The 19,472-nt window shown below is 36.3% G+C and carries 8 protein-coding genes; 3 read left to right on the top strand and 5 right to left on the bottom strand.

The window, feature by feature from the left end; all coding sequences use genetic code 11:
- Window positions 1-2,340, top strand: a complete 2,340-nt coding sequence (locus D778_RS11300; protein ID WP_040492291.1) for a hypothetical protein — start codon at window positions 1-3, stop codon at window positions 2,338-2,340.
- 15 nt (window positions 2,341-2,355) lie between these two features.
- Complete coding sequence (locus tag D778_RS11295) at window positions 2,356-6,021, top strand: metallophosphoesterase (RefSeq protein ID WP_007650767.1); 3,666 nt, start codon at window positions 2,356-2,358, stop codon at window positions 6,019-6,021.
- A gap of 38 nt (window positions 6,022-6,059) precedes the next feature.
- On the opposite strand, the gene D778_RS11290 is transcribed toward D778_RS11295, so the two are convergent.
- Both D778_RS11290 and D778_RS11285 read right to left on the bottom strand, forming a co-directional pair.
- Window positions 6,060-7,268 (bottom strand): M24 family metallopeptidase, encoded by a 1,209-nt coding sequence (locus D778_RS11290; RefSeq protein WP_007650765.1) that lies wholly within the window; start codon window positions 7,266-7,268, stop codon window positions 6,060-6,062.
- A 90-nt stretch (window positions 7,269-7,358) separates the two neighbouring features.
- Window positions 7,359-8,135, bottom strand: a complete 777-nt coding sequence (locus D778_RS11285) for a YoaK family protein (protein WP_007650759.1) — start codon at window positions 8,133-8,135, stop codon at window positions 7,359-7,361.
- 167 nt (window positions 8,136-8,302) lie between these two features.
- On the opposite strand from D778_RS11285, the gene D778_RS11280 reads away from it, so the two are divergent.
- The gene (locus D778_RS11280) at window positions 8,303-10,525 is read left to right on the top strand and encodes an FUSC family protein (protein WP_007650757.1); all 2,223 of its coding nucleotides are present in this window, start codon (window positions 8,303-8,305) and stop codon (window positions 10,523-10,525) included.
- Window positions 10,526-10,622: 97 nt separating this feature from the next.
- On the opposite strand, the gene D778_RS11275 is transcribed toward D778_RS11280, so the two are convergent.
- The 3 genes from D778_RS11275 to D778_RS11265 all read right to left on the bottom strand — a co-directional run.
- Window positions 10,623-11,966 carry a dicarboxylate/amino acid:cation symporter gene (locus D778_RS11275; RefSeq protein ID WP_007650756.1) on the bottom strand — a complete coding sequence of 448 codons (1,344 nt, stop codon included), beginning with the start codon at window positions 11,964-11,966 and terminating at the stop codon, window positions 10,623-10,625.
- 244 nt (window positions 11,967-12,210) lie between these two features.
- On the bottom strand, window positions 12,211-13,017 hold the full coding sequence (locus D778_RS11270; RefSeq protein ID WP_040492289.1) for a hypothetical protein: 807 nt from the start codon (window positions 13,015-13,017) through the stop codon (window positions 12,211-12,213).
- Window positions 13,018-13,928: 911 nt separating this feature from the next.
- A partial coding sequence (locus tag D778_RS11265) for an HYR domain-containing protein (protein ID WP_040492287.1) occupies window positions 13,929-19,472 on the bottom strand: 5,544 nt, incomplete at its 5' end.

Here is a 19,472-nt window from a genome sequence, read left to right as displayed (position 1 = left end):
ATGAGAATAAAAAATACAGGACCTTTTAAAGTTATTATGTCTTTGCGTTTGTTGAAGGAAAAGTTTGAAGACTTGATAAGTTCCTCCAACAACTCCAGTGTGCAAACTCAAGCTAAACAAGCTTTGGAATTGTTTGATGCACATCCTGTTTTAACGTTAGGCACAGACTCAAAAGAAGATTTTTTTAAACACAAAGACATACTAGATCAAGTCATGTCGTTTATATTTCCAACAGCTTTAACGCAAAACGAAATAAAAGCAGCTGTAACACCCTATACCAACGATGTGATTTATTGCAGCACCAGACTGCAAAATATCATTAACAATGCAAAAACAGACAACAATATTTTTCATGATCTGTACAAGGACTATGAAGACTCTTTCGATTTGTTTATCTATGCCATTATACTTAATGTGTATTACAAATATCAAGTAGATTTTGAAAGACCAAAAACCTTGTCTGTTATAGATAAAAATGGAGACAGAAAGCGCTATCGTGTTGTTTTTAATGCCGATTTTATTGATATCTATCCCAACAAGAACGCCATAGACATTACTCCAGACATATTGGATGAATTATTGAGCCATGCCGATAAATTTGAAATTTGGGAAAAGTATTTCCCCAAAAACTCTTGGACCATTGAAGGTTTTGGATTGGTTACGCTCATTGACACCTCTTTAGATGAACGAATAGACGATTTTAAAACGCACTTAATTGAACCCAACACAGAAAGTTTTCAACACCTTCTTCAGGACATTAGGCGCATCTTCAATATTCCAGATTTACAAGTTGGAAGTTATAGCGTGTTAGAAAACATGATTACGCCACCTTTTGACAAGAATTTTGATATGCTTACCCTATTGCCAGATGAACATATGTCTGTTGGAAAATACGCCTGCTCCCATATCAACAACGAATTGTTTAAAGACTGTAAACCGTCCATTATTGCAAATGTTGAAACCTATCACAAACAAACCAAAGGGAACAGGTTAAGTAAAATTTTATTGGAAAGAGGCTTGAAAAGTGTGGCTTTAATTCCTATTCCCATTAATGGGGAATTGGGTTTTATTGTGGAATTGGCAGCATTTAAGCCAAACCAGTTAAATGCCATTAACATGGTAAAGTTAGATACCATTATGCCATTTATTTTAAGTTATTCCAGACGCACGTTTTCAGAATATCAAAACGAAATTAGTGCTGTAATACAACAAGAATGTACAGCCATTCATCCATCAGTTCAATGGCGTTTTGAGGAAGAAGCCAGACAGTATATTCAGGAAAGAAACTTTGGGGAAAATCCGGTTTTTCATGAAATTGTATTTAAAGATGTCATTCCCCTATTTGGTCAAGTGGATGTGGTGAGTTCATCGCATGCCAGAAACGAGGCAATCCAATTGGATTTAACCAAACAATTGGAAGTAAGCAAACAGATCCTTATAGATAGAACCAATATTAATTTGCCGTTTTACGAGCAATTGATTTTTCAAATAGACAATTATTTATTTGAAATAAAGGAACATTTCCATACCAATTCAGAACAGGAAATCAATCAGTTTTTTCAAAAACAACTCATACCTTTGTTTGAACATTTTCAAAGTCAATCCAAAAATAAAAAGGATTTAATGGCGTTTCTTCAAGCTATAGACAAGACTACCAATAGCCTTTACGACGCCAGAAAGGCCTACGATGAGACCATTAACATGGGCAATAAGGCTTTGTCGGCATTCTTGGAAAAACAACAAGCAAAAGCTCAAGAGATTTTTCCACATTATTTTGAAAAATTCAATACAGATGGCATCGAGCACAATTTATATGTTGGGCAATCCATTACCAAACATTTAAAATATCATCCAACGGTTCTGTACAATTTGCGTTTATGGCAGCTTCAGGTAACTTGCGAGATGGAAGCCATGTATTATGAAAAACAAAAAGAATTTCCCCTACAACTGGAAGTTGCTTCTTTGATATTGGCTTATGATGTTCCCATAACGATTCGTTACCGAATTGACGAAAAACAATTTGATGTGGATGGCGCCTATAATGTGCGTTATGAAATGATAAAAAAGCGTATAGATAAAGCGCATATTAAAAACACCAACGAACGTTTAACCCAACCTCATAAACTGTGTGTGGTTTATTCAAGTACAGCTATAGAACGTGAATATGTAGCCTATTTTCAATTCCTGCAAGCCAAAAACTATGTTGGTAAACATATGGAAATCGTGGAACTGGAAGAACTTCAAGGAGCCAGTGGTCTCAAGGCCATTCGCGTGGATTTAAATAAAGACTTACAAAAAGTATCCAGTATCTTCACCTTAGAGGATATAGAAACGGTTTAAAAGCAAGTATCAACTATGACAAAAAGCATTTTTGGAAGTTTACTGTTAATGGGATGGATTGTTAGCAGTTGTGCTACCTACAAGCCATATAACCCTAATGTCAAGCAAAACCAACTTGTTGGTATAGATCAAGAAACCACCAATGTTTTTTTAATAGGAGATGCAGGAATGCCAAACCCAGACGGAACGGCTCCTAAAGCCTTAACCAGTCTTGAAAAGCAATTTAATCAAGCAGACAAAAACGACTTGCTTTTATTTTTGGGGGATAATATTTATCCAAAAGGCATTCCCTTAGAAGGAGACAAAGCGATTCAAGATGCCAAAACAGCCTTAAACCTTCAATTACATGTTGCCAAAACCTTTCCTGGTCAGGTGTATTTTATTCCAGGAAACCACGATTGGTACAGTGGATTAAAAGGTTTAAAACTACAAGAAAAAATGGTGGAAGAGGCTTTGGGCAAAAACACGTTTCAACCGGAAAATGGCTGTCCTATTGAAAAAGTAAAATTAAACGAAGATACCGTTTTGCTGATAGTGGATTCTCATTGGTACATTACCAATTGGAATAGGCATCCTACCATGAATGAAGATTGCGACATAAAAACCAGGGAAGATTTTCTGGACGAATTTAGAAGCGAAATAAAAAAGGCCCGAGGAAAAATTACTTTGGTAGCCATTCATCATCCCATGCATAGCGAAGGCCCTCACAATGGAAGGTATGATGCTAAGGAGCACTTGAGTCCTGTACCTATTTTAGGGACCATAAAAAATGTAATTAGATCCACAAGTGGTATTGTCAATGCCGATTTGTCAAATCAGTTTTATAACGAATTAAGAAAAAATCTCATAGCTGTAGCTCAACAAAACGAACAGGTTATTTTCCTTTCAGGGCATGAACATAGCTTACAATACCTGGAATTTGATAATGTGGTTCAGGTAATAAGTGGTGCTGGTTCTAAAACAACACCCGTTAGAATGCGTAATTCCAATAATTATGGACATGCAGTTCCAGGTTATGCCTTGTTGAATATTAGCAAAGAAAAGGCAGTAGATGTACAGTTTGTAAATTCAAACACCCAACAAGTCGAGTTCTACAAACAAATTATAAAACCCAAAACCATAGGTAAAACCACTTATCCAAAAATTGATTTGGATTCCATTAGTGCTTCCATTTATTCGTTAAACGAAACCGATAAATCAGGCTTCTATAAATTTCTTTGGGGAGAAAGGTATCGAGCGGATTACAGCCAAGCTATTTCGGCAAAAGTGGTTTATTTAGATACGTTGATGGGTGGATTAAAACCTATTAGAAAAGGAGGAGGTACACAGTCCAAAACCTTGCATTTGCAGGCATCAGATGGAAAACGTTATGTGATGCGTGCCATGAAAAAACAAGCAGATCAATTTTTGCAAGCCGCTATATTTAAAGATCAATATGTTGAAGGACAATTTAAAAATACAGCTTCCGAAGGTTTGATAGAAGATGTTTTTACAGGAGCACACCCTTACGCGCCTTTTACACTAGCCACCTTATCAGATGCCATTAATTTATCGCATTTAAACCCTAAACTGTACTACATCCCCAAGCAGGATGCTTTAGGTTTGTATAATGAGGATTTTGGAGACGAGCTGTATCTTTTAGAAGAACATGCTTCTGATGGGCATTTAGAATTGGCCACTGGGAATTTTACGGGAGAGATAGTAAATACCGTCGATATGCTGGCAGAGGTGCTTAGTGACGAATCCAAGGTGATCGATGAACAAGAATTTATAAAAGCGCGTTTGTTTGATATGCTCATAGGAGATGCCGACAGACATCAAGACCAATGGCGTTGGATGGTTTTTGAGGAAGACAATAAAACAGTTTATAAGCCTTTGCCTCGGGATAGGGATTTGGCTTTTTCTAAAATGTCCGATGGATTTTTGTTTGGAGCAGGCGTGGCACTTATTCCAGCAGCCAGAAAGTTTAGGAAATACGAACCAGATTTAAAAGATGTGAAAGGCTTTAATGTGTCTGTGTTTCCTTTGGATGTTGCATTTATAACAAATTCCAATTCATCTGATTGGGATGAGCAAGTACAGGCAATTCAATCCCAAATAACAGATGAGGTCATTGATGAGGCTTTTAATTCCATGCCAAAGGAAGTAGATGCCAATACCCTTGTAACCATTAAAGGCATTTTAAAGCAAAGACGTAAAAACCTACAACAAATAGCTGATAGGTACCTTAAACTTATTCGCAAACATGCTGTTTTAACAGCCACCAATAAAGATGATTATATTCTTGTAAAAGCATTGGATAAAGGAACTGTGGAAGTGTCCATGTATCGAAAAAAGGACGACACCATTAAGGACCGATTTCATCATAAAATCTACCAAGCAAATGCAACCAAGGAAATTTGGATTTACGGTTTGGATGATGATGATAGTTTTGACGTGCAAGGACAGGTGTCCAAAATTAAAATTCGTCTGATTGGGGGACAAAACAACGACGATTATAAAGTAACACATGGTAAAAACATTGTGATATACGATTACAAATCGAAAAACAACAATTTATCCCAAGCAACAAAAGCTAGAATTAAATTAACAGATGATTATAACACCAATGTATTTGATTATAGAAAAATAAGGAACAACACCAATCAAATTTTGCCTCTTTTGGGAGCCAACCCAGACGATGGACTAAAACTTGGGTTCATCAATACTTATACAGTTTACGGATTTGAACGCAATCCGTTTACATCGCAGCACCAAATAAAAGGAGCCTATTATTTTGCAACCCATGGTTATGAGTTAAATTACAAAGGCGAGTTTGCCAATGTGGTTGGTAATTTGAATTTTGGCTTACAATCACACTTTCAGAGTCCAAATTACAGCATTAATTTCTTTGGTTATGGAAATGAAACCAAAAATTTTGATGAAGAATTTGGAATGGATTACAATCGTGTTAAAACCAGAATGTTTACCATTAGTCCACAATTGATCTGGAATTCCAAACGAGGAAGCATCATTCAATTTGGATTGAGTTATGAAGTGAATGAAATCCATGATGCAGATAACCGCTATGTATCCAATACTGATATACTTCCGGAATATTTGTTTGATGAAGAGCACTTTATAGGGCTTAATGCCAGATTTGATTATTCCAATTCCGATAGTAAGGCCTACCCAACCAATGGATTGCTCTTTTCTTTGGAAGCAGGTTTTAAAGATAATTTGGAAGTGAGCAATCGCAACTTTGGTTATCTTATTACAGAGTTGGGAATAGCAAGAAAATTGAACCCTTCAGGCCGTTTGGTTTTGGCATCAAAAGTAAAAACCCATATTAATTTTGGAAATGGATATGAATTTTATCAGGCAGCATCCATAGGAGGGGAAGATGGTCTTCGTGGTTTTAGGAACCAACGTTTTACAGCAAAAAACTCCCTTTACCAAAACACCGATTTACGTTATAGTTTCAGTCGTATCAAAACACCTGTCATTCCCATAAGAATGGGAATATATGGGAGTTTTGACTATGGTAGGGTTTGGCTGGAAAATGACAGTTCAAAAAAATGGCATAATACCTATGGAGGAGGTTTCTTTATTAATGCCATAGAGGTCTTGTCTGCAAATATTGGAGCCTTTCATTCTACTGATGGTGTTCGGGTAGCATTTGGTTTGGGATTTGGTTTCTAAATAAAATGCCAACACTAAAGAGACTACTTTGTTTTTTTTTAAACACCAAAAGGGTTCTCAATACTATGTGCTGGTTGAGTAAACCATTTAGGACCTTTATTGGTCATGTAAATATGGTCTTCCAATCGCACTCCAAATTCATCAGGAACCACTATCATGGGCTCAATGCTAAAAGTCATGCCTGTTTGGAGCAAAATATCGTTTCCTCTCAAGATATAAGGATGTTCATGAATATCCAATCCTATGCCATGCCCTGTTCTGTGTGGTAAACCTGGAAGCGCATAATCTGGACCTAGTCCGTCTTTTTCCAATTGAACGCGCACTTGGTCATCAATATACCCACAAGGATTGCCTAATTGAGCAGCCTTAAAGGCCGCTAACTGTGCAGCCTTTTCCTTAGCCCAAATGTTTTGTTGCTTCTGTGTGGCATCGCCATAAATATAGGTCCTGGTAATGTCTGAAAGGTAGCCATTGTATCTGGCTCCTGTATCTACCAAAACCATATCGTTTTCTTCAAGAGGTTTTGGGGTTTTTACGCCATGGGGAAAACTGGAATCCTTGCCAAACAACACAATACAGAAGTAAGATCCACTGGCAACACCTAATTTTTGATGGGCTTTATGGATAAAATCCTCTACTTCGGTAGTCCTGATACCAGGAGATAAAATCCTAGCTGTGGCTTGGTGCACTTGCATGGTTAAATCCATGGCATATTGAATTTGCGCAATTTCAGCTTCACTTTTAAGCATTCTAATGTTCCTAATAAACTCTTCGGCACTGCTAATTCTAAATTTTTTATGCTCTTGAAAACGGGAAACCATTGTAAATGCTGTTGAATCATCAACAGCCAATCGTATGCCTTCTGTAACATGTTCTGATATTTTTTGAACTGGAGACTCATGCTCTGCCCAAGCAATAAGTTCCCCATCCATGCCTTTATAATCGTTAAAAGTCCCAATTTCAAATTCTGGAACAATGTATTTTAGTTGTCCGTTAGCAAAAAGTAAGGCACCAACCATACGTTCTGATGGATTCCATGTGGTGTTAGTAAAATAATACAAATTGGTTCCAGCATTAATGTACAAGGCATCTAGGCCTTTTGTCTTTAGCGCGTGACAGGCTTTATCCAATCTGTTTTGAAATTCTAAGGAATTAATAGGTGCAGGCTTAACGCTTGGTTCACTTAATTTGGAAAGTTCTGTTTCGGCTGTACTACCACCAATGCCATAGGATCTGTTACTGTTCATACTGGATAAGATATTAAAATATTGGGTTTAAAAACTTAAGTAAATTTACAAATACCTAAAGTATAAAAGCAAGAAACCTCAGTCAATATTTTATTTAATTTTTTTCGCTTGCTTAGGAGGCCCTTTTTGACAGTGCTGTTTTTTAACATGCCTTCTTTTAGAGGTTAAATACCAAAACCTAAAATCGTCGTAAAACAGGCTCAGTAAAAGAATGGCGGCTCCAATGAGTAAGGTATTCAATTTTAAATTCATTGTAGAGAAGAAAAAGCCACCTGCCAAGCCTCCTAAAAAGAAAAATCCAATTATGTACACTCGTAATTTAATGGTAGCTTTAATACTGTTTCTTTTTAGTTTTGTTATAGGAAAAAGTAATTGTGACAGCTCTATGCCCAAATCTGTAAACAATCCGGTTAAATGCGTGGTTCTAACCACAGCATTTGAAATTTTTGTTACATAAGAATTTTGCAGTCCCATGGAAAATAACAACATGCAAACCACTAGATCTGGATTTAGTAAGCCAGTAACATGACTTAAAAGGGCTATGCTTATCAAAATAAGGGATTCCATGAGGGTTGGAAGCGCAAAAACATTCAGTTTTTTGGTCTCGTTAAATTTTTCCAACAAAAAAGCCGAGGTGAACGAACCAAATAAAAATGAAAAGATATATAAAAAGTATATGGTGCCTTTCCAGAATTCGAAATGGGACACATCGTTAACAAAAAGGGCAAAGTGCCCTGTTACGTTTGTTGTAAGCTGTTTAAAAGATAAAAAGCCAGTAACATTAACCAAACCAGCAACAAAAGACAAAATCGTTGCCAGATGGATATTGTGTTTTAATGTTCTGCTTTTTCCTTGATGTCTAAACATGCCATTTGTATTATTGTGTCATGCTAAAGTACATAAAAACACAAGTCATGATTGCGATTAAACTCACTTTTTTATGCTTTTGTTCAGATAATCCCTAAAGGTATATGAACTGTAAAAAGTGTTCAGTTTGGTTGCTAAATTGTACCTTTGAGGCTTAATAAATTACTTTGGAGCCAATCAGTCAAATTATTTCAACAAACATTAAAGAACTCTTCCAGTTTTTAAAAAGCAACGATTTCTCAAAAGCTGTTCTTATTGGGATAGCCATTACATTGCCTATAGTTTTTGGTTTGGTTTTCAATCAATTGGAAATAGGTTTGGCCATTGGTTTTGGTGCTTTTTGGTGTTCTCCAAGTCATGTTAGTGGAAAATTGACACACAAAATAAACGGTATTTTGCTTTCGGCTTTATTGATTATGATAGTGAGTTTTTTGGGAGGCTACCTACATTACCAAACATGGTTGATAATACCTGTGCTTGGATTTTTAACTTTTAGCATTGCTTTTATTTCAGTGTATGGATTTAGGGCTTCGTTGATCAGTTTTTCTGGTTTGTTGGCTTTGGTATTGAGTTTTGCCCATATAAGCGAGACCTTGGAAATGTATGAATATGCATTTTTAATTGGCTTAGGTGGGCTGTGGTATTTGTTGTTGGTGGTGATCTGGTATTTTATCAATCCGAAAGCGCACACCGAAGAGATTTTGGCAGAGACCTTTCTTCTTACAGCAGCATTTCTTGAAACCAGAGGCAAACTGGTTGGTCCTCAGCCTAACAGGGACGAATTACAGGCCAAGCTGTTGGATTTACAGGCCGAACTGGTAGAACGACATGCTACATTACGGGAGATTTTAATTCAGTCCAGAAAAAAATCAGGGCTATCGCATTATAAAGGGAAGCGATTATTGGTTTTTGTTCAGCTTGTAGAAATATTGGAAGCTGCCATTGCAAATCCGGTAAACTATGATAAAATGGATGTGTTTTTAAAGTATCATCCTAACTATGTTAAAAGTTTCCAGGATTTTATTTTTGAAGTTGCCAAGCAATTAAAGTCTATTTCAAAAACAAGGTACAATAAAAGGCAATTACCTAACAATAAACAATTGATTTTGTACCTAGAGAGGTTGGAACAAGAAGTGGAAGCCCTAAAAAACTCCAATAACAAGTCAGATTATGAGGGCTTTTTAATACTTCAAAACTATTTGGAATATCAAAAAAGGCAATTCTTAAAAATCAAACGGATAAAATGGCTTTTAGGCAATCCAAATATGGATACCAAAGACTTTATAGATTCCAATGAATCCAAGCGTTTTATTGTATCTCAAGATTACAGTTTGAATATCCTGTTAAGGAACTTGAGTTTTAAGTCCAATATCTTTAAACATTCCTTGCGATTGGCTGTCACTGTAGTTTTGGGTTACATATTGGGTCATGTTTTCGCTTTTCAAAATCCGTATTGGATACTTTTGACCATTATCGTGATTATGCGTCCTAGTTACGGACTTACCAAAGTTCGTTCCAAAGACAGGATAATTGGAACCCTAATAGGAGGCGCTGTGGCTGCAGGAATGGTTTTACTTATTCAAAATCCATATCTCTATGCTGTGTTGGGAATAGGGTCTTTAATCATTGCTTTTTCCATGGTTCAAAGGAATTACAAAGCTTCTGCAACGTTTATAACCTTGAGTGTGGTTTTTATTTACGGGATTATAGAGCCTGATATTTCAACAGTTATTCAATACCGAATTATAGATACGGTTTTGGGAGCAGCATTATCCTATGTTGCAATGTTGTTTTTGTGGCCAGCATGGAGTTTTCTAGATATCCATGAAACTATTGAAATGAGTGTCCAGGCAAACAAGGATTTTTTAAATGAGATAGGCTTGTATTATGAACAAAAAGGTCAGGTTCCAACCAGTTATAAAGTAGCCAGGAAAACAGCTTTTTTGGAAACGTCCAATTTAAATTCAGCTTTTCAACGAATGGCTCAAGAACCAAAATCTAAACAAAAACATTTGGATAAAATTTATGAGTTGGTAGAATTGAACCATACGTTTTTGTCGTCTTTGGCTTCCTTGAGTACCTACATTCAAAACCATCCAACAACCGAAGCATCAGAGATGTTTAAGGAAGCTACCCATAAAATAGATAATTATTTAAGCCTGGTATTAAAAACATTACAAAAGGAGGTTCCTGAAGAACTTGCTCACTTGGTACAAAAAGCACTTTCTGAAAATGAACAACTTATAAACGATATGATTTTTTTAAATCCAAAAGATAAGCATTTGGAAAGACAATATCAAGAATTCCATTTGGTTTGGGAGCAGCTTCAATGGCTTTATGCCATAAGTAGAAACATGTTGAAAATAACCAGTTCCATTAAAATTAATTAAGCTTATGATGGCTTGGTTTTAATGGTAACATCATTTTTACAGTCCTTTCGTCCACAAGTCTTGGAAATTAATTTAAAACACATTTTAAACCCTCTCCTTAAGTGCTTGCCAAGGGTTGTAATTTAGGGTCCATGGTATCCAGAGGCTTGATGTTTCCATAGAACCTGTTAAAAACCAGACAAGCTGTTAGGTCTCCAGTTACGTTTACAACAGTTCTAAACATCCCTAAAATACGATCGATACCAATAATCACTATCAATCCATCAGCAGGAATACCAGCACTTTGCAGGACTGTGGCCAATATAATGACACCACCACCAGGTATGGCAGGTGTTCCTATGGACGCTGCAATAACTGTAGCAGTCATCAATATTAAATTTATTAATGAAAGTTCTATACCATAAGCTTGGGCCATAAACAAGGTAGTTACACATTGGAATAGGGCAGTTCCATCCATATTGATGGTAGCACCAATAGGAATGACGAAATCGCTGATGTTTGAAGGGATTTTAAGGTTTTCTTCAGCAGTTTTCATGGATACAGGCATGACTGCAGCTGAGCTGGCGGTAGAAAACGCCAATAATTGAGGTTCTTTAATGGCTTTTAAGAATTTAAACGGATTTTTTTTACCAACAAATAAGACCAATAGGAGGTAAAAGGACATTAAAATAAGTAAGCCAATAATCACAACCGACATATAATAACCAAGTCCGAGAAAAATTCCGATGCCGATTCTGGACAATAATGCTCCCATAAGCCCAAATACAGCATAAGGAACCAATTTCATGGCCCAGGAAACAACTATCATGCATATTTTTTGAATGGCTTCCGTAAACCGGATGATAGGTTGCGCAGTTACATCCTTAAGTTGGGTGATGGCTATCCCAATGATGATGGTAAAAATAACCACTCCCAGCATTTCACCCATTAAAATAGATTCCAACGGATTGTTGGGAATGAGATTGGAAATGGCCATGGGAATATTATCTATAAGATTTGCCTGTTCAGTTGGGAGGATCTGTTTTTCGTTACTTTCGGGAAAACCGCCTAGGGACAGTACATATTCTCCAGGTTTCATGAGAAGCGTTAAGGAAAGCCCAATGATTATGGCCACTGTAGTTGTAAAAACGAAATACAGAAATAAGCGTAGGCCAAAAGTTTTTAAATTGTCTGAGGTGTTGCTTACAATCCCCGAAATAATGGAGGCAAATATCAATGGAATCATTACCATTTGTATCAATCGCATAAAGATTTGTCCTGGTAACTCCAGCCAATTTGCCAACCAAGAACCTACACGTTCAGAGACCAACCCAGTGGAAGGGTTTAATAACAGTCCAAGTGCAGCACCAAAAAGTAAGCCAACAATTACCTGAAGCCATAAACGTCCTTTTATTAAACTTTCTAAATGTACCGATAAAGCAGTTAATGGTCTAAATTCCATGAAAATTGAAGTTTATTAGGGTTGGTTGTTTTAAAACTGTCCAATATGAGTTCAAAAGTAGTAGTAAGCAATTGTTATATCAATGATATTGGTCAGTCTTGGCAACACAAAACCATATAAACAAGCAATCCTATCTTTTGTGTTTATTTTAAAGAAAATCGTTCTTGAACAAAAAAAAAGGATAATCCAAATAGGATTATCCTTTTTAAAATGCAGTTACATACCAATTTGGGTATCTTTAGAGTTAGTTCAGGATCAGTTTTTTATTTGTGGCACTTTGTTGGGTGTACACTCTCACGATGCCATACTTTTCGTTGGTGAAATGGCTTGGTAACCTTAATGTTTTTAAGTGAATACCTTCTTGGCTAAAAATACGTTTTCCCAATAAATTATATACTTCTAATTTGTCAATGTTTTGGTTGGAATATATATAAATCTCTTTAGATTGTCTTAAAAAAGAAATAGATGTTTCCTGGGTTGCCATGTCCTCAATGGAAAGCAAGGTAGTTGCTTGGTTAATGATACTTCCGTTTGTGTTATTTTTAAAAGCGATGAAATAACGATCCAAGTGAGTTCCGGCAGTAACGGTTTCTTGAAAATCAATTTCATTTAACAAAGTGTAGGTGTTGTGTAAAGCATCATATAGGAAAACATTGATATCAGTATCAAAATTTTCCAAAGTATCCAAAGCTATGGCAATCTCTCCAGGGTTTGTGATAAACATGCCTAAGGGATACTGTTTGGTATCGTTAAAGGCGCCAACCCCTTGAATCACATAACGCTGATGTTCAATCATCCAATTTAAATCATCTGGAAAATTATCGATGTTTAAAGCGTCATAACCATAATCCACACCATCGGTTGCAGCATTATTTGGGGTAAAGGCTAAAAGTAAATGACGCACATAGCCATTTGGCATGGTAAAATCTATTCTTACACGTTGTATGTCGTTAAAAGCATAAGATTCTGTAGTATTTGTTGAATGTGATGTCGCATTTGCAGAAAAGCTACAAAGCAACACCATGAGGCATAAGTAGGTTAATTTATTCATTTTATTTGGGTTTAAATGAATGGATATGATTTGGGATAGCTAATATAGTAAAATATTGAAATTAATCTACGAAATACTAAAAAAATCGATGAAATACATGATATTTTATAAATTTTGAGCTTTGAAACTTCAAAAAATTGATTTTTGTAGGAAAAAACGCTGGGCTTCATACACTATCCATACACTATCCATGGAGTATCCATAGGAAAGCCATAGGAAAGCCATAGGAAAGCCATGGGAAAGCCATAGGAAAGCTATAAGAAACTTCTATTTATTTAGATTTTAGTATATAGCGTCTCTTCTTTTGAATTCGTTTTTTTATTGGTTTTTAAATGATAAAATCAAACTCCCCGTCCAGACTTTGTCTGTCCACCCCTCTTCATCTGAAGAGGGGAGCTATAACACAGTCCATATTATAAAGTGGCAAATTTTAAAATAACTGTATAGTCATTTTAGGATTAAGAAAAAGCGTTGTATAATTATATCAGGATTTATTTATTAACCTGTATGGCTGTTTTAGGACGGGTCACTTCTATTTATCTAGATTTTAGTATATAGCGTCTCTTCTTTTTAATTCGTTTTTTTATTGGTTTTTAAATGATAAAATCAAACTCCCCGTCCAGACTTTGTCTGTCCACCCCTCTTCATCTGAAGAGGGGAGCTTTAACACAGTCCATATTATAAAGTGGCAAATTTTAAAATAACTGTATAGTCATTTAAGGATTAAGAAATGGTTTTAAAATTTTATAAGGATTTATTTATTAATCTGTATGGTTTTTTTAGGGCTAGTCACTCTCATGCACCATCTAAACTTGAGCCATACTTAAGCTATGCAGTTGCTGTTTTATAAATAGACATAAAAAAATCCCCATGACATAGTCTATGGGGATTTGTTTGATTCATCAAGCCATTTAGTTTTGCATGATAATGACTTTTTTGTTAATAGCTTTATTGTCTTTTGTTACAATTTTAACAATGTATGTTCCTTCTGTTATACCTTTAACAGGGATTCTTATTACAGGTAATGACAGATAAGCATGTGCATCAGTAATTTCCCATGAATTTACAGTTTGGCCGAGGATTTGAATTAAAAATACTTGTTTAACAGTCATGTTGTTTGGTACTTTTATAAATATTTCGTTTGAATTGTTTAAATAGTTTATTAAAAATTGATCTAAGATTTCATCTTCATTTACCGTTAAGGTTTCAGATTGGAATGTTAGGTAGAATCTGTTTAAGTAATCACCTGCATCCATATCTAAATTAAAATCGGTATCGTTAATTTGTGTATAGGTATCTAGTAAACTATCATAAATAAATACATTTATAGGTGTTTCAAAGTTTTCTAAATCAGTTAAACTAATGTTTATATTGCCTTTAGATTTAAGGAATAAACCTAAAGGATACTGTTTAGTTACATCGAATTCACCAACACCTTGAATGACATATTTCTCATCACTTATCATCCAAGATAAATCGCTAATGGTTGACTCATCATTATTCTTACCATCGTATGCCCAATCTACGCCATCTGTAGCTGTACCGTTTGGAACAAAACCCAATAGCAAGGGTCTTAGTGCTCCTTCAGGAGAAATAAATTCAAGTCGGAGTCGTTTAATTGTAATTTCTTCAGTAGCATTCTCATTGTTATCTGATGAGGTTCTAATAAATACAGAACCTTCATAAGAATCTGTTGTGTAGGCTTCTGTTTTATAAATTCTTTGGCTATTTTTGAATGTCACTTGAGCATTAGTTGTACTAGCTTCTACAAAGAAACCTTGTCCAACTGGAATATATCTTTCAGGAATTTTTGTTCCATTATTGCTGATAATTAAATCTGGATGTTGTACAGCTCCAACACCACCTGTAAAATTTAAAGCAGCATAGCCACCTTCATATAGTTCGGTGATATGTGTTGCATTAGAGGTATAATGTTCCCAGAAGTATAAAGTTCCAGTAATACTATTTGTTCCTGAAGGGCCATTGTCTAAAATAAACTCTTTTGAATCTATTGCAGAAGGGTATGGGTTTCCAACCAAAGATTGTTGTAAGGCACCAATAGGGGAAGAGATGGTTCCGTTGTTTGGTTTACCTAAAAACACATAGTTTTGATTTGCAGTTGCGTTACCGCTACCTTTCATTGTGAAACCTAAGCCAATTGGAATGGTTCCTGTATTACTTATGTATTCCCAAGAATAATAATCATTTGAAGGGTTATTGATATAAGCATAGAGCCAACGATTGCTAATTTGAGCAGGATTACTGGCGGAAGCTGTATAGTTTCCAGTCCAAGCAATAAATCTGTTTATAGGGTTTTGAACAGTTATGGTGCCATCTCTTAAGACACTACCAATAGAATAACTATTACTGTTATCTAGAGCTGCGTTATTTGGTGCTACTGGAGAACTCCAATAGTTGTAATTAAAGGGATTTGATGTACCTTGTTGGTCTCGTTCTATGTAACCTGTGCTAGTGTTGTCAAAAGCACTATCTTCAAATTGTATGGTATTATAGCGTTTTTGAACTAATTGAGATTCTCCTACAAGATCTAATTTTCCATCGAGTTTTAAATATTTTGTTACCCAGAGCATTTGTCCCTCATTGTTTTCGTTTAATGGCGTATTTGGATCTTCTATACTGAACTCATTGGTGTCAACCAGTAAACCTAAAACGGTTATATCTTTATCTCCAGACGAAATATTGTGTGCTGTTCTTACAATATTCCAATCTATTTTTGTTCCATGCTCTGTACTGTTTGGTATGTGCCAAACACTTTCAGACCAGGTGTTAATATTGTCCCAATCTCCGTTTTGTTTTGTTGTGTATGGAATAGGTGCATTTTCTGTTTGTTGTGAAGTAATATTTCGAAGTCTACCACTTACTCCTTTATAAGCCGTTAAATAACCACAATCCACAGCCATACGATAATATCCGTCTAAATGTGCCCAAGTCAGTAAATCTTCTTCGGTACCATCTTGATTGGTATCTACACCATAAATTTTAGTAGGAATTACCTCGCCGCCTACATTACCACCTAACTCTTTAATCTCTTGATTCATCATCTGTCGAATATGCTGTTGGTTTAAAGCTCTATTCCATACCCTAAATTCGTCTATCCATCCTGAATAATAATTAACAGGTTGTTCTTGTGGGGATTGGTCTATGGCTCCAAGAATTGCTTCAATATTATTTGGCGTAGTTTGAGGGGCACTACCTGAAACGGTATTTTTAAGTACGCCATCAACATATAATTTATAAGAACCATCAAAAGTTACAGCAACATGAAACCATCTGCTTGTATTAATAATATTTCCAGTTGAAATGGAACCAGAACCAAAATTAAATACTAAACTTCCACCTGATAAACTTAGATCGTAACCAGCAGTACTTACTGTATTATCTTTTCTTGAGAATATAGTTCCAGAAATGGCATTTGGTTTAATCCAAGCTTCAATACTAAAATTACTGTTTAAGTTATAATTGTTTTTAAAAGTTACATAATCATTGATGCCATCAAAATCTAAATTAGTGCAACTGTTAATTGTTACTTGTACAGTATCAGAACAGCCATTTTGGAGTGTCCATGTTAAATTATATACACCTGGTGGCGCGGTAAAGGTTGCTCTAGGATCTGTGTTACTTGTAAAGGTAGGTGTAAAAGTAGCACATTCCTGTAATACTGCAGTCCAACTCCAAGAGCCTGTCATACCAGTTCCTGGATAATTCGTTGGATAAGTATCATCCGAATTATCTCCAGGCGTACCATTATCATCAAGAGGAGGTGCAGTAAACAATGGAGTTCCTGGGCTGCCAGGTTTATCAGGCATTATATTGTTCCAATATGCTAAATTCTCATTGGCTCTAATAGTGTTGTCATAGGCTTTGAGATCAATACTTGATTGACCACATGTGTCAGACGTTGGAGTGAAATCTTGACCAGCATATGCTAAACTATAATCTAGTGTTACAAACTCTGTACCTTCATCTCCTGCTACTCTGCATTGATCGACTAAAGCGGTGACCCCATATTCTTGGGTTCCTGGAGTAACTGGAGAAACTGTTACAGTTTCACCAGTGGCTACAACATTTCCATTTTCATCAGTCCATTCTAATTCTGTATCAATAGGGTCGTAAGGGACTCTTAAGCCATCAATAGCCCAAGAACTAGATACTGTTTTGGTGATACCAGTACCACATGGTAAGTTATTAGGAATAACATTATCGACATCGTTAACTGTTACATTACAAGACCCTGCAGTTATTCCAAAATAAGAGAATCTAAGTCTTAAGTTAGGTTCGCCTAGATAGGACGATAAATCTAATGTAACGAATTCGTAACCATCTTGTCTTATTTTGTAACTATCGCAATTATTCTGATTCCCACTAGGACGAAATATTTCAAGGCCTGTATCAGTAGTTCCTGTATAGGTTGCTAAAGTTTCCGAATAATTTTGACCGCCGTCCAAAGATAATTCTATAACAGCACTTGCCCCATCACATAAAAAGAAAGCTTGATAAAATTCTACTTGAGCTTCTGCAGCAGTCATGCCAACAGTATTAAAAATAGGTGTTTCTAATGCGGAATCGGTTGGGCCATATACAGTACCAAATTTAGAGCCTTCTTGAGGATAATGATAAATGCCTGCAAGTGGCGTTAATTGAGATACTTCTCTCCAAGTTGACTGTGAAGTATTGTTTCCACCAGCAGACATTACAGCCACACCATCAACAAGCCAGCCTAAATTATTAAGGTTTGCTTGATTGAAGAGGCCTCCTTCTCCGAATTGTCCGTAATATTCAAAAAAACTTTCTGCAACGATAGTGTACTCAGGTGGTGAACAACTGTTGTCACTGGAAACATTTATAATAATTGGTGGTTCTTCAGGAGGCAGAACTATTAAAACAGCTTCAGCAGAGTAAGCAATACAAGTACCAGATTGAATGACAGCTCTTACCAATAAAGATTCATCAATATCAGGTAAAATTAGTTGTAATGGATTTGATGGATTTATTGAATAAGGTGTCCAACTCCATATTTGGGTGCTTGGATCTTGAGTTGCAACTTCCCATCCAATAAAATTTAATGCAGGATCAATTGTTAAATTAAAAACAACATCTTGCTGCGTGATATTACCATTTTCATCATAAAGGCAATAAGAATATTCAATAATGTCACTCGCAGGATCTGGATTAGGTACATCTATATAGCCTTCAATGGTTCCACCATCTATAGTTGGTGCTTCAATGATAACCGTTATGCCATAGCAAGTACTTGAGTTACCATTTATGTCGGTTATTGTTAAATTAACATCATTATTTGTTCCAATATCATTACATCCAAAAGTGGTTTGTGATAGCGTTGCAGAAGCAATTCCACAGGCATCAGTTGCCGTATAAGCGGCATCAATTTGAGCTTGGGTTACACTTATTTCACCAGTTACATCATCTAAGGTTAAAGGACCAATGGTAATATTGCCACAGTTAGTTATGTTAGGCGCTGTATTATCTTGAACAGTTACTATTGCAGTACACTGTGAAGTAAGTCCATTCACATCGGTAACGGTCAATGTCACTTGATTATCACCTATATCATTACAATCAAATGTATCAGGAGATACGCTTATTGAAGCCACGCCACAATTATCATATGAACTATTATCTATATCTGATGCACTAATAGTATAACTGCCAGTAGCACTTAATACCACTGTAATGTATTGACATTGTGCAGTAGGAACTTCATTATCAGAAGGAATAACATCAAAGGTACAAGTGCTAGAATTATTTGCATCGTCAGTTGCTGTTAAAGTAACAGTTACAACCCCAGTAATAAGCGCTCCAGGTTCAGGGCTTTGGGTTACGGTTATGTTATTGTCACAATTATCAGATGTGGATGTTAAAGCAGTATAATCTTGTAGTGAAAACTCACAATTAGTATCAAATATTACATTTTGATCTCCAGGACAAGCAATGGTTGGATTTTCAGTATCGTTTACGGTCACGTCAAAGGAACAAGAAGCTGTTAAGCCAGCCGCATCCGTAATGGTATAGGTTACGGTAGTTGTCCCAATCGGGAAGGTGTCCCCAGGATTGTGCGAACTGGTTACCACAGCACCAGCACAGTTGTCAGCACCCGTAGGCGCCGTCCAGGTAACGACCGCATCACATTGCCCAGCATCGTTGTTTACCGTAATATCAGCAGGACAGGTTATGGTTGGATTTTCAGTATCGTTTACGGTCACGTCAAAGGAACAAGAAGCTGTTAAGCCAGCCGCATCCGTAATGGTATAGGTTACGGTAGTTGTCCCAATCGGGAAGGTATCCCCAGGATTGTGCGAACTGGTTACCACAGCACCAGCACAGTTATCAGCACCGGTAGGCGCCGTCCAAGTTACAATCGCATCACATTGACCAGCATCGTTGCTTAGGGTAATATCAGCAGGACAGGTTATGGT

This window comes from Xanthomarina gelatinilytica (genome assembly GCF_000348685.1).
Taxonomy (GTDB): domain Bacteria; phylum Bacteroidota; class Bacteroidia; order Flavobacteriales; family Flavobacteriaceae; genus Xanthomarina; species Xanthomarina gelatinilytica.
The sequence above is the reverse complement of the archived record's forward strand: the minus strand, read 5'-3'. Positions and strand labels throughout refer to the sequence as shown.